Origin of the sequence: Pseudonocardia sp. (genome assembly GCF_025465255.1) — a bacterium.
Classification (GTDB): Bacteria; Actinomycetota; Actinomycetes; order Mycobacteriales; family Pseudonocardiaceae; genus Pseudonocardia.
Genome location: NZ_JAODNI010000075.1, coordinates 44,091 through 56,764, shown reverse-complemented (window position 1 = coordinate 56,764; position 12,674 = coordinate 44,091). Strand labels below are relative to the sequence as shown.

Genomic DNA, 12,674 nt, shown 5'->3' with positions numbered 1-12,674 from the left:
CACGCGGTGAGCGCAGACATGGTGAGCAAGGACCTCGGCCCCTTCGAGGCGGTGCGGGAGCTCAGCTTCGACGTCCCGTTCCCGCGGCTGCTGCCCGTCCGGCAGCGCTTCGACCCCATGAAGGTCGAGGACGTCGCCGCGGCCACCGCGCAGGCGCTCGAGCCGCTCCGGGCCCGGGTGACACCCGGCATGAGCGTGGCGATCACGGCCGGGAGCCGCGGCATCCACGACAAGCCCACCGTGGTGCGCGCGGCCGGGGCGTGGCTGCGCGCCCTGGGCGCCGAGCCGTTCGTCGTGCCCGCGATGGGCTCGCACGGCGGCGCCACCGCGGAGGGGCAGGTGCAGCTGCTCGCCGACCTGGGCATGACCGAGGAGTCACTCGGCATGCCGATCCACGCGACGATGGAGACCGTCGAGCTGGACGGGGTGCCCGGCGGGCCGGCGGTACACCTCGACGCCCACGCCGCGAAGGCGGACGGCATCCTCGCGGTCAACCGCGTCAAGGCCCACACCGACTTCAGCGGCGAGGTCGAGAGCGGGCTCGCCAAGATCATCGCGATCGGGCTCGGCAAGCAGCGGGGCGCCGAGGGCATCCACCGGTTCGGCCCCGCCGACCTGGGGGTGTGGATCCCGCAGGTCGCCCACCGCATCGTCGGGACGGGGAAGGTGCTCGGCGGGCTCGCGATCGTCGAGAACGCCCACGACCGGGCGGCCCGGATCGAACTCGTCGAGGCCCACGACATCGGCGGGCCCGCGGAGACCGCGCTGCTCGCCGACTCCAAGCGGCGGATGGCCACCCTGCCGTTCGACGACATCGACGTCGCCGTCATCGACGCGATGGGCAAGAACTTCTCCGGCGCCGGCATGGACACCAACGTGATCGGGCGCATGATGATCCGAGGCAGCGCCGAGTTCGACCGTCCGCGCATCGTCAACATCGCCGTGCTGGACGTCAGCGACGCCTCCCACGGCAACGCGGTGGGGCTGGGTCTCGCCGACTTCGTCCCGTTCCGGCTCCTCGAGAAGATCGACCTGCGCAGCGTCTACATCAACGCGATGACCTCGGGGCTCGGGGGCCCGCAACGGGCCCAGATCCCGATGGCGATGGCGACGGACCGCAGCGCGATCGCCGCCGCCGTCCGGACCTGCGGGCGGCCCGATCTCGACGCCGTCACGCTGGTCCGCATGCGCAACACCCTCGACCTCGAGCACCTGCTCGTGTCGGAGTCGCTGCGCGACGCGGTGCTGGCCGACCCGGACCTGGAGATCAGCGGCGACCCCGTCCCGATGGCCTTCGACGACGACGGGCGGCTCCTTCCGTGGGACTGACCGACCCGAGCACTGCGCCGACCACCACCGGGGAGAGCTGATCAGCATGGCACCGTCCGTCGAGGAGCTCGGCGTGCTCCTGCACGCCGCCGACAACGTGGTGGTCGCCTCCGGCGATCTCGAGGAGGGCACGGCGGCGGGCGGGGTCACCGTGCGCCGGGCGGTGCCGAGGGGCCACAAGGTCGCCGTCGCTCCCGTCGCCACCGGCGAGCCGGTGCGCAAGTACAACCAGATCATCGGGTTCGCGACGGAGCCCATCGAGCCGGGCGACCACGTACACACGCACAACGTCGAGTTCAAGGCGTTCGAGCGCGACTACGCCGTGGGCGCCGACGTCACCGAGACTCCGATGGTGGCCGAGGCCGAGCGCGCCACGTTCCAGGGCATCGTGCGGCCCGACGGGCGGGTGGCCACCCGCAACTACCTCGGCATCCTCACCTCGGTGAACTGCTCGGCCACCGCGGCCAAGATGATCGCCGACCAGTTCCGCAGGCCCGGGCTGCTCGACGAGTTCCCGAACGTCGACGGCGTCGTGGCCCTCACTCACGGCACCGGGTGCGGCATGGCGAGCGACGGCGAGGGTCTCGCCGTGCTGCGGCGCACGCTCACCGGCTACGCCGAGCACCCCAACTTCGCCGGGTTCCTGCTGCTCGGGCTGGGCTGCGAGGTCAACCAGATCTCGGGCGTCGCCGACGAGTGGAACCTTCACCCCGGCACGCCCGTGCGGACGATGACGATCCAGGAGCAGGGCGGCACGGCCGCCACCGTCCGCGCGGGCGTCGAGGCCCTCCGGGCGATGCTGCCGCCGGCCGACGAGGTGAGCCGCACGACGGTCCCGGCGGGCGAGCTCGTGCTCGGCCTGAACTGCGGCGGCTCGGACGCCTACTCCGGCATCACGGCGAACCCGGCGCTGGGCGCCGCCGTCGACCTGCTGGTGTGCCACGGCGGCACCGCCGTCCTCGGGGAGACGCCGGAGATCTACGGGGCCGAGCACCTGCTCACCCGCCGCGCCGTGAGCCGCGAGGTGGCCGACCGGCTCGTCGAGCGGATCAAGTGGTGGGAGAGGTACACGGCCGACAACCACGGGTCGATGGACAACAACCCCTCGCCCGGCAACAAGGCGGGCGGTCTGACGACGATCCTGGAGAAGTCGCTCGGTGCCGTGGCCAAGGGCGGCACCACGAACCTGACCGGCGTCTACGGCTACGCCGAGAAGGTCACGGCCAAGGGCTTCACCTTCATGGACACACCCGGCTACGACCCGGTCTCCGTCACCGGGATCGTGGCCGGCGGCGCCACGGTCATGTGCTTCACCACCGGCCGCGGCTCGGTGCTCGGCTGCAAGCCCACACCCAGCCTCAAGCTGGCCACCAACACCGAGATGTACGAGCGGATGTCCGGGGACATGGACCTCGACTGCGGCGTGATCCTCGGTGGCGGCGCCTCCGTGCAGGAGGTGGGGGAGCGCCTGTTCCAGCTCATCCTCGAGACCGCGTCGGGCCGGAAGACGCTCAGCGAGGAGCTGGGCTTCGGCCAGGAGGAGTTCGTGCCGTGGCAGCTCGGGGCGGTGATGTGAGTGCTCGGCTGCGCTCACCCCGGGACAGACCGATCGGAGGCCCCCGCATGACCGGCGACCAGCCGCGCCGACTCCGCAGCCAGGCGTGGTTCGACAACCCGGAGAACCCGGGGATGACCGCCCTGTACATCGAGCGGTACATGAACTGGGGCCTGACCAGGGAGGAGCTGCAGTCCGGCAGACCGATCATCGGGATCGCGCAGACGGGCTCGGACCTCTCCCCGTGCAACCGCCACCACCTCGTGCTGGCCGACCGCGTGCGCGAGGGCATCCGGGAGATGGGCGGCATCGCCGTCGAGTTCCCGGTGCACCCGATCCAGGAGACCGGCAAGCGGCCCACCGCCGCCCTCGACCGCAACCTCGCCTACCTGGGCCTGGTGGAGGTGCTCTACGGCTACCCGCTCGACGGCGTTGTGCTGACCACCGGCTGCGACAAGACCACCCCGGCCTGCCTCATGGCGGCGGCCACGGTGAACATCCCCGCGATCGTGCTGTCCGGCGGCCCGATGCTGAACGGCTGGTACAACGGCGAGCGCGCGGGCTCCGGCACGATCGTCTGGAAGGCCAGGGAGATGCTGGCCACCGGTGAGATCGACGAGGTCGCCTTCGTGGAGATGGTGGCCTCCTCGGCCCCGTCGCCAGGGCACTGCAACACGATGGGCACCGCGTCCACGATGAACGCCCTCGCCGAGTCGCTCGGCATGAGCCTGCCCGGCTGCTCCGCGATCCCGGCGCCGCACCGCGACCGCGCGCGGATGGCGTACCGGACCGGCAGGCGGATCGTCGAGATGGTGCACGAGGACCTCAAGCCGTCCGACATCCTCACCCGCGAGGCGTTCGAGAACGCGATCGTGGTCAACTCCGCGATCGGCGGCTCGACCAACGCCCCCATCCACATCACCGCGATCGCGCGGCACGCCGGCGTGCCGCTGGAGATGGAGGACTGGGAGACCATCGGGCTCACCGTCCCGCTGATCGTCGACCTGCAGCCGGCCGGCAAGTACCTCGGCGAGGAGTTCCACCGAGCGGGCGGGGTGCCCGGCGTGGTGAACGAGCTGATGGCGCACGGTCTCATCCGTGAGGACGCGCCCACGGTGAACGGCCGGACGATCGGCGAGAACTGCCGCAGCACGGTCGCCACCGACCGCGACGTGATCCGGACCTTCGACGACGCACTGGTCGGCGACGCCGGCTTCCTCGTGCTGAGCGGTAACCTGTTCGACTGCGCGATCATGAAGACCAGCGTGATCTCTGCGGAGTTCCGCGAGCGCTACCTCTCCGACCCGGAGCACCCCGACGTGCTCGAAGGCCGGGCGATCGTCTTCGACGGGCCGGAGGACTACCACTCCCGCATCGAGGACCCCGACCTGAAGATCGACGAGGACTGCCTGCTGTTCGTCCGCGGCACCGGTCCGCTCGGCTACCCGGGCGCGGCGGAGGTGGTGAACATGCAGCCCCCGGCGGAGCTGATCAAGCGCGGCGTGCACACGCTGCCGTGCATCGGCGACGGCCGCCAGTCCGGCACGTCGGGCTCGCCGTCGATCCTCAACGCCTCCCCGGAGGCCGCCGCGGGCGGCGGGCTGGCGTTGTTGCAGACCGGCGACACGGTCCGCATCGACCTCGTGGCCGGCACCGCCGACGTCCTTGTGCCCGAGGAGGAGCTCGCGGAGCGCAGGCGAAAGCTCGACGAGGCCGGTGGCTACCCGGTGCCCCCGTCGCAGACCCCGTGGCAGGAGATCCAGCGCTCCATGGTCGACCAGCTGAGCGGCGGCATGGTGCTGAAGCCCGCCGTGGCCTACCAGCGCGTGGCGCAGAGCATGGGGTTGCCGCGCGACAACCACTGAAGGCCGCGCACCCGACTCGCGCTGGCTAACCCTCTGACCGGTGGGGGCTACCCGGTCGGGCGTGATGCTGATGCGACCTGCGGCACGGCACCGTGCCTCGCGGGGGCGGCGTGGCGAGGATCGCCTCCAGCAGCGCGTGCGCGGCCCGCGGCGTGTCGCGATGCGGATTCCAGAACACCGCGGCCGTCCGGCCGTCGGCGGGGGTGCCGACCTCGGTGACCACCACGCCGGCGGTGTCGGGCACGCTCATGGCGAGGGCGTTGGTGATCCCGACGCCGAGCCCGACGCGCACGAAGTTCACCAGCGTCTGCGGCTGGTCGGTCTGCCAGGCGATCCGCGTCGCCGTCCCCAGCTGCTTGAGCGCCACGTGGGCGTCGTACAGCACATCGCGGCCGATCGAGCCGCCGATCGTGACGAGGGGGTGCGCGACCAGCTCGGACAGCGACAGCGGCACGGGCTGCGCGGCGACCGTGGAGCGGCGGTCGACACTTGTGGCGGGTGGGAATGCGGCGCACTATGACGTCCGTACCAATGCACAACGCTGTGCTGCATTGCAAAATGGCGATTCCGGCCGAAGCCGTCCGAGATCCTGTGGCAAGGGGTGCACCTGTGCCGTCCGCAGCACCGCGCAACTCTTCGAGCTCATTGCGCCGGGCCCTGGCCCTCATCGGCGTCGTCGCGGCGCACCACGGTCAGGGCGGTTGCACGCTCAGCCAGTTGGCCGCCGACGCCGGGATCTCGAAGAGCACCGTGCTGCGGCTGATGGCGCCGCTGCTCGAGTACGGCTATGTGGAGGTCGAGCCGGTCTCCGGCCGGCACCGGTTGGGTGCGGCACTCGCCCGCCTCGGCAGCACCTACCTCGACGGGCTCGACCTGCGGGCGACCGCCGCCGACCTCCTCCGTGGACTGGCCGAGGAGACCGCCGAGACCGTGCACCTGCTGGTCCCGGAGGGGGTGTCGATGGTCTACGTCGACAAGGTCGAGGCGCCACGGCCCGTGCGCATGGCGTCGCGGGTCGGTGCCCGGCAGCCGATGTACAGCACCGCCAGCGGGCTGGCCTACCTCGCCGCGGCGGGCGAGGACGTGTTCGAGGCCGTCGTCGCGGCCGGGATGACTCCACGCACGCCGCAGACCCCCACGACCGCTGCCGCTCTGCGCGCGGCAGTCCAGCTCGCCCGCCGGCGCGGGTTCGGCGTGGACGACGTCGCCAACGAGGCGCACATCCGAGGAGTCGCTGCCGTCGTCGTCGATGCCACCGGCGGGCCGGTCGCGGCGATCAGCGTCGTGGGTCCCGACTACAGCCTGACCACCGACCGGGTCGACGTGCTCGGGAGACGTGCGATGGCGACGGCCCGCGCCGTCTCCGCACGCCTCGGCGCCCCCGTCCGTCCGGCTCCCGATCGAGAGGACCGCACACCGTGACCGACCATCCCGCCACCCTTGAGCCGCCTCGCGTTCCCATGAGCGAGCAGCTGGTGACGACCCGCGTCGTCGCCATCCTCCGCGGCGAGAACGCCGCCCGCGCGGAAGCCGTCGTCGAGACCCTGGTGGACAACGGCATCCGCTGCCTCGAGCTGACCCTGACCACCCGCGGGGCCCTGGAGACCGTCGAACGCCTCGCGGCCCGGATGCCCGACGGCATCGAGCTCGGGATGGGCACCGTGCTCACCGCGGACGACGTCCACCGCGCAGCCGACGCCGGCGCCTGCTTCGTCGTCTCACCGACGGTGGCCGTACCGGTCATCGAGGCAGCCCTCCGCCGCGGGATCGCGAGCTACCCCGGAGCGCTGACCCCGACCGAGATCCACACCGCGTGGAGCGCGGGAGCGAGCGCGGTGAAGCTGTTCCCCGCCGGGTCGCTCGGACCCGGTCACCTCAAGGCGGTGCGGGCCCCGCTGCCCGACATCCCGCTGGTGCCCACCGGCGGGATCGGCATCGACACGGTGGGGTCCTGGTTGGACGCGGGTGCCCACGCCGTCGGTCTGGGTGGCCCCCTGATCGGTGACGCGCTGGCCCCCGACGGCGATCTGTCCGCCCTGGCGGTCCGAGCGCGGGCCGTGTGTGCCGCGGCGGCAGGGCAGCGGTGAGCGTGGCCGCCGGCGGGCTGGTCACCCTCGGGGAGACGCTCGGACTGCTCGTCGCCGAGGACGTCGGGCCGCTCCCGTTGATTCGTGGGATGCGGCTGAGCATGGGCGGAGCGGAGTCGAACGTCGCCATCGGCGTGTCCCGGCTCGGGGTGCCGGCAACCTGGATCGGCCGCCTGGGCCGCGACTCGGTCGGCGACCTGATCGAACGCCACCTGATGGCCGAGCGGGTGCACTGCCTGGTCCGGCGGGACGCTGCACCCACCGCGCTGATGCTGCGCGAGCGCCGCACCGCGACCGCATCGCTCGTGTCCTACTACCGGCACGGCAGCGCAGGTTCGCATCTGTGTCCGGAGGACCTGCCCGACGATGTCATCGAGCAGGCCGGGGTCCTGCATCTGACCGGGATCACCCCGGCGCTCGGACCCGGGCCGGCCGCCGCGGTCCGGGAGGCGATGCGGCGGGCCCGGGCGGCAGGCGTGCCGGTGTCGGTCGACCTCAACTTCCGTTCCCGGCTCTGGGAAGCCGCCACCGCGGCGCCCGTGTTCCGGGAGCTGGCCGCGGGCGCGGACATGCTGTTCGCGGGCGACGACGAGGCGCGGATCGCACTCGGGATCCAGGACCCTGCCGGGGCCACGTCCGAGGAGCTCGCCGTGGCTCTCGGTGAGCTCGGCCCGACCGAGGTCGTGGTGAAGCGGGGCCGCCACGGCGCCACCGCCCGAATCGACGGCGCTGAGATCGACGTGCCCGCCGTGCCGGTGGACGCGGTGGACACCGTCGGAGCAGGCGACGCCTTCGTCGCGGGCTACCTCGCTTCCCGGCTCACCGGCCGCGATGCCCACGAGCGCCTGTCCACCGCGGCGCTGACCGGAGCGTTCGCGGTCACCGTCCCCGGCGATTGGGAGGCCTCCCCCCGACCACATGAGATGTCCCTGCTCGTCGCGGAGGAGAACGTCCAGCGCTGAGGACCACGGGCAACCGCGGCGCCGGCGCCGTTCGGCCCCGGCCTCCTCCAACTCCCAAGAGAGGCACTCCGATGACCAGTACGGATCGCAACGACGCGGTCTCCTCCGATCCCTCGCAGAACTTCCCGGCGAAGTACCTGCCTCGACCCCAGGTCCGTGACCTGCCCTCACCGCCGCTCCGTCAGTGGCGCTACGTCGGGCCCGGCATCGTCGCCGCCGGCGTGGGCCTGGCCAGCGGGGAGTTCATCCTCTTCCCCTACATCGCGTCCCAGGTCGGCCTGACCTTCGTCTGGGCGGCGCTGCTCGGCCTGATCACCCAGTACTTCCTGAACATGGAGATCGAGCGCTACACCCTGGCCACCGGGGAGACGGCCGTCACCGGCTTCAGCCGGCTGTGGAAGCACTGGGGCCTGGTGTTCGCGATCCTGGCCTACTTCGCCAACATCTGGCCGGCCTGGGCGACCAGCTCCGCCACGCTGGTCACCTATGCGTTCGGCGGGAACGCCGCGGTCATCGCCGTGGTGATCCTCGTCGTGGTCGGGCTCATCCTCACGCTGGCCCCGATCGTCTACAACGCGCTCGAGAAGGCCCAGATGGTCAAGGTGGCCGCGATCGTGTTGTTGATCGTCGTCGGTGCGCTCGTCGCGATCGGCCCGGCCTGGGCGGACACGCCGCAGATCGTCACCCGGCCCGGGTTCCCCGTCGCCGAGCTCGGGTTCGCCCTGCTGATGGGCGCACTGGCGTTCGCCGGTGCCGGCGGTGGTCAGAACCTGGTGCAGAGCAACTGGATCCGGGACAAGGGCTTCGGCATGGGCCACTACCTCCCGAAGATTGTCTCGCCGCTGACGGGCGAGGCGGAGGCCCGGGGCCGGGTCGGGTTCGTCTTCCCGCCGACGGAACAGAACCTCACGCACTGGCGGGGATGGTGGCGCTTCGCGAACAGGGAGCAGCTGCTCACGTTCGTGCTGATCTCGTTCGTGTCGATCGTGTTCATGTCGCTGCTGGCCTACGCGACGGTCTTCGGCAACGAGTCCGTGACCAACGACATCTCGTTCCTCCAGGTGGAGGGGCGGGTCCTGATGGGCAGCGTGGGCACCTGGTTCGGCTACTTCTTCTGGATAATCGGTGCGGTGGCGCTGTTCACGGCGGCGCTGGGCATCGTCGACTACACCAGCCGCCTGGCCGCCGACGTGCTGAAGACCATGTACTTCCCCGACGCCTCGGAGAGCAAGCTCTACGCAGGCCTCGTGTGGGGCCTGGTGATCATCGGGATCCTCGTCATCTCGGTCGGCTTCTCCCAGCCCCTGGCGCTGGCGATCATCTCCGCCTGCACCGGCGGGACGATGATGTTCATCTACTCGGGGCTGCTGATCGCGATCAACCGCAAGATGCTGCCGAAGCCCATCCGCATCGGTGGGTTCAGGGCCGCTGCCCTGATCTGGTCGTTCCTGCTCTTCGGGGTCCTCGCCGTGCTCACCGTGCAGCAGCAGATCGGCAAACTGCTCGGCTGACCGCGGCCCCGACCGCCCCCCGCCGCCACCTGCGGGGGGCGGTTGTCCGGCGCCCGTGGCCGCGTCAGCGCTGCTGGGTCAGGACCTTTCCCGGGTTGAGGATGCCCAGCGGGTCGAAGACGGCCTTGATGTCGCGGTGGATCCGGGTGCTCAGTTCGCCCAGCTCGGTGGCGAGCCAGTCGCGCTTGAGGACGCCCACCCCGTGCTCGCCGGTGATCGTTCCGTCCAGTGCCAGGCCGAGCTCCATGATCGCGTCGAAGGCCCGGTGCGCCCGCTCGACGGCGGCGGGGTCGCCGCGGTCGAAGATCACCGTGGGATGCATGTTGCCGTCTCCGACATGTCCGGGGCACGAGACCAGCACGCGGTGCTCCGCGGCGATCGCCTCGATCCCGTCGAGCAGCTCGATCAGCCGGGAGCGTGGGACGGCCACGTCGTCCACGAGGGTGGCGCCGAGCTTCTCGATCGCGAAGTGCACCAGTCGGCGGGCCTCCATGAGCATCGCCGACTCGGTGGCGTCCGAGGCGACGGCCACGTCCAGGGCGCCGGCGTCGGCGCAGATCCGGCCCATCGCCGCGACGTCGTCGGCGGCCCGCGGGCCCCGGTCGGACTGGGCCAGCACGAGCGCCTGCACGCCGGCCGGCAGCCCCATGTCCCGGTAGTCCTGGATGGCTCGCACCGTGAGGCCGTCGAGGAACTCACACATCGACGGCTGCAGCCCGGCTGCCATGATCCGGGTGACGGCGGTGAGCGCGTCGGCGACGGAGCCGAACGCCGCGGCGATCGTCAGGGCGGCCTCCGGGGCGGGGCGCAGCCCCAGCGTCGCCTTCGTGATGACGCCGAGGGTGCCCTCGGACCCCACGAGCAGCCGGGTCAGGTCGTAGCCGGCCACGCCCTTGGCCGTGCGGCGCCCGGTGCGCAGCAGTTCCCCGCTCGCGGTGACCACCTCGAGGCCGCGGACGAAGTCCGCGGTGACGCCGTACTTCACGCAGCACAGCCCGCCCGCGTTGGTCGCCAGGTTGCCGCCGATCGTGGACAGCTCCCAGGACGACGGGTCCGGCGGGTAGTACAGGCCCTGTTCCAGCACGGCGCGCGACAGCACGGCGTTGAGCACGCCGGGTTCGACCACGGCGACCTGGTCGACCGGGTCGATGTCGAGGATGCGGTCCATCCGGGTCAGCGACAGCACGATGCCGCCCTCGATCGCGTTGGCCGCGCCGGAGAGCCCGGACCGCGCGCCCTGCGGCACCACCGGCACCCGATGCGCGGAAGCCACCCGCAGCACGTGCTGCACCTCTTCGGTGGACGTCGGCCGCACCACCGCCAGCGGCGATCCGGACGCGCAGAAGGCGGCCTCGTCGTGGCGGTAGGCCTCGGTGCTCGCCGGGTCGGTGAGCACGGCGTCTGTGTGAAGGCCCGCGGCGAGCTCGGAGAGCACGGTCCGGTCGGGCGTGGGGTCAGCCACGGCGAGCCCCTCCCGTCACCAGTGCCGCGGCACCGCTGAAATCACCGTCGAGGTCATCACTCATGGCGTCTCCTCCAAGCAGGGCCGTCCGGGTGCCGGGAACGGGCCCGCGACGACTCATGGATCTCGGCTCCACCGCCCGGCGGGCCGACCGCGTGGCGGGCGACGACGAGGCGCCGCAATTTCGTCACGGCTGTCCCCCTTCGATCGCGCGCTCGCGGTAGAGCGGGCGCAACCGCTCGTGGTAGGCGAGCTCGAGGTGCTCGCGCATCGCCCGCTCCGCGGCCGCGGCGTCCCCGGCCAGGATCGCCGCGGTGACCCGCCGGTGCTCGGCGAGGGTCTTCGGGCCGATGCCGCGGTCGTAGTAGAGCCGGAAGATGTGCAGGTGGCAGTGCGTCCGTTCGAACGCCTGCCGTACCTGATCGCTGCCGGCGAGCTCGGCCACCAGAAGGTGGAAGCGGGTGTCGTGCGCAGCGAGGGCTTTGTAGGCGTCATAGCTGTCCGAGTCCGGGGCGTCGCAGGAGTTCATCTCCGCCGCGAGCCGCTCCCGGCCGGCGGGGTCGGCCCGTTCCGCGGCGCGGCCCGCCGCCCACGGCTCGATGAGCAGCCGGAACGCGTAGAGGTCGTCGAGCTGCGGGAGCGTGAGCAGCGCCGTCGTCCGGTACCCGCGCAGCGGCTCCTTGACCACGAGCTCGGCGGATTCAAGCCGGGCCAGCGCCTCCCGCACCGGCGTGGGGGAGACCCCCAGCTGCCGGGCCAGCCCGTCGATCGAGACCCGGGCGCCGGGTTCGATGGAGTGGTCCATGATCAGCGTCTTGACGGCCTCGTGGACGTCGTCGGCGAGTATCGGCCGGCGAGGCAGTCGGGCCACCGTGGCCGGGCCCCGGTCTGCGCCGTGCGTCGATCCGCTCGCAGGGCCCCTCATCGCCCGTCCTCCCCGCGTTCGGCCGCCGACGGTCCGCACCCCTTGGTCGGCGCCGCCCGCACTCCGATCACCGCCACTTGCACCGGATCCTATAGGATTTCTCTCCGTTTCAGCTCGTCCTCGGGCACTGTCACCGGTGGAGGCCGGCAGGCGAACGTCGCCACCGCGGAGTCGGTCGGGGTCGCGGGGCCGGGAGCTCCGGGTCAACCGGTCCCGGCCCGCGCTGCCGCGTCGACGACCGCCGGCCCATGGCCGAGGTCGGGGTCGTTGTGTCGGGCGCCGGGGACCTCCACATAGGGCGCTCCTGCCGCAGCGGCGACCGCGCGGCTGCGGGCCGGCGGCACGATCTCGTCTGCGCCGCCGGCCACGACGATCACCGGCGCGGGCACCGAGCCGACGGTGTCCTCGATCGGGAAGCGGTCCCGCAGCAGGGCTCGCACCGGCAGGTACGGATAGTGGGTCGCGGCGACGTCGGCGAGGGAGGTGAACGGGCTGCGCAGCACCAGGGCGCCCACCGGCCGTTCGAGGGCGAGCCGGGTCGCGACAGCGGCGCCGAGGCTCTCCCCGAGCAGCACCAGCCTCCGCGGGTCCACGCCCCGCTCGGCGGTGAGGTGGTGGTGGGCCGCGCGGGCGTCGGCAGCCAGCCCCTCCTCCGTCGGCGTACCGGGGTTGCCGCCGTAGCCCCGGTAGTCGAGCAGGAGCACGTCGAGGCCCGCGGCGGTGAGGGCGCGCGAGTGGGACCCGCGCGGCCCGGTTGCCCGCGTTGCCGGGCAGCACCAACACCGTGGCGCCGGTCGCGGGTGCGGTGGCGGGGGCGGGGGCGTGCCACGCTGTCAGGTCGAGCCCGTCCTCGGTGTGCAGGAGCGCGGCGGACCCGCCGGGGAACACCTGTGCCGGTGCGGCCGCGGGCGGCCCGGAGGGCAGGTAGACCAGCCGCCGCTGGAAGGTCCAGGCCAGGGTGAGGAGCAGGACGGCGAG

At 72.2% G+C, this 12,674-nt stretch carries 11 protein-coding genes; 7 read left to right on the top strand and 4 right to left on the bottom strand.

Going from position 1 to position 12,674, the window contains the following annotated elements:
- The first annotated feature begins 6 nt into the window (after positions 1-6).
- Genes JWP64_RS07885 through JWP64_RS07875 form a run of 3 tightly spaced genes read left to right on the top strand, consistent with a single transcriptional unit; the run spans position 7 to position 4,749 of the window.
- The gene (locus tag JWP64_RS07885; RefSeq protein ID WP_297493985.1) at positions 7-1,329 is read left to right on the top strand and encodes a hypothetical protein; all 1,323 of its coding nucleotides are present in this window, start codon (positions 7-9) and stop codon (positions 1,327-1,329) included.
- A gap of 46 nt (positions 1,330-1,375) precedes the next feature.
- Complete coding sequence (locus JWP64_RS07880; protein ID WP_297493983.1) at positions 1,376-2,905, top strand: UxaA family hydrolase; 1,530 nt, start codon at positions 1,376-1,378, stop codon at positions 2,903-2,905.
- Between the two features lie 47 nt (positions 2,906-2,952).
- Positions 2,953-4,749 (top strand): IlvD/Edd family dehydratase, encoded by a 1,797-nt coding sequence (locus JWP64_RS07875; protein WP_297493981.1) that lies wholly within the window; start codon positions 2,953-2,955, stop codon positions 4,747-4,749.
- A gap of 25 nt (positions 4,750-4,774) precedes the next feature.
- Here the strand turns inward: JWP64_RS07875 and JWP64_RS07870 are convergent, their stop codons facing one another.
- Positions 4,775-5,203, bottom strand: coding sequence for a LysR family transcriptional regulator substrate-binding protein (locus JWP64_RS07870; RefSeq protein WP_297493979.1), 429 nt, complete (start codon positions 5,201-5,203; stop codon positions 4,775-4,777).
- A 155-nt stretch (positions 5,204-5,358) separates the two neighbouring features.
- On the opposite strand from JWP64_RS07870, the gene JWP64_RS07865 reads away from it, so the two are divergent.
- The 4 genes from JWP64_RS07865 to JWP64_RS07850 all read left to right on the top strand — a co-directional run bounded on the left by JWP64_RS07865 (position 5,359) and on the right by JWP64_RS07850 (position 9,309).
- Complete coding sequence (locus tag JWP64_RS07865) at positions 5,359-6,171, top strand: IclR family transcriptional regulator (protein WP_297493977.1); 813 nt, start codon at positions 5,359-5,361, stop codon at positions 6,169-6,171.
- A 38-nt stretch (positions 6,172-6,209) separates the two neighbouring features.
- On the top strand, positions 6,210-6,836 hold the full coding sequence (locus tag JWP64_RS07860; RefSeq protein ID WP_297493975.1) for a bifunctional 4-hydroxy-2-oxoglutarate aldolase/2-dehydro-3-deoxy-phosphogluconate aldolase: 627 nt from the start codon (positions 6,210-6,212) through the stop codon (positions 6,834-6,836).
- Positions 6,833-7,798, top strand: a complete 966-nt coding sequence (locus JWP64_RS07855; RefSeq protein ID WP_297493973.1) for a sugar kinase — start codon at positions 6,833-6,835, stop codon at positions 7,796-7,798. The genes JWP64_RS07860 and JWP64_RS07855 overlap by 4 nt, the downstream gene beginning before the upstream one ends.
- 71 nt (positions 7,799-7,869) lie before the next feature.
- The gene (locus JWP64_RS07850) at positions 7,870-9,309 is read left to right on the top strand and encodes an Nramp family divalent metal transporter (protein WP_297493971.1); all 1,440 of its coding nucleotides are present in this window, start codon (positions 7,870-7,872) and stop codon (positions 9,307-9,309) included.
- Positions 9,310-9,373: 64 nt separating this feature from the next.
- On the opposite strand, the gene JWP64_RS07845 is transcribed toward JWP64_RS07850, so the two are convergent.
- The 3 genes from JWP64_RS07845 to JWP64_RS07835 all read right to left on the bottom strand — a co-directional run bounded on the left by JWP64_RS07845 (position 9,374) and on the right by JWP64_RS07835 (position 12,400).
- Positions 9,374-10,771, bottom strand: a complete 1,398-nt coding sequence (locus JWP64_RS07845) for an FAD-linked oxidase C-terminal domain-containing protein (protein WP_297493969.1) — start codon at positions 10,769-10,771, stop codon at positions 9,374-9,376.
- A 187-nt stretch (positions 10,772-10,958) separates the two neighbouring features.
- Positions 10,959-11,696 (bottom strand): GntR family transcriptional regulator, encoded by a 738-nt coding sequence (locus JWP64_RS07840; protein WP_297493967.1) that lies wholly within the window; start codon positions 11,694-11,696, stop codon positions 10,959-10,961.
- A gap of 203 nt (positions 11,697-11,899) precedes the next feature.
- Positions 11,900-12,400 carry an alpha/beta fold hydrolase gene (locus JWP64_RS07835; protein WP_366889566.1) on the bottom strand — a complete coding sequence of 167 codons (501 nt, stop codon included), beginning with the start codon at positions 12,398-12,400 and terminating at the stop codon, positions 11,900-11,902.
- Between the last annotated feature and the right edge of the window lie 274 nt (positions 12,401-12,674).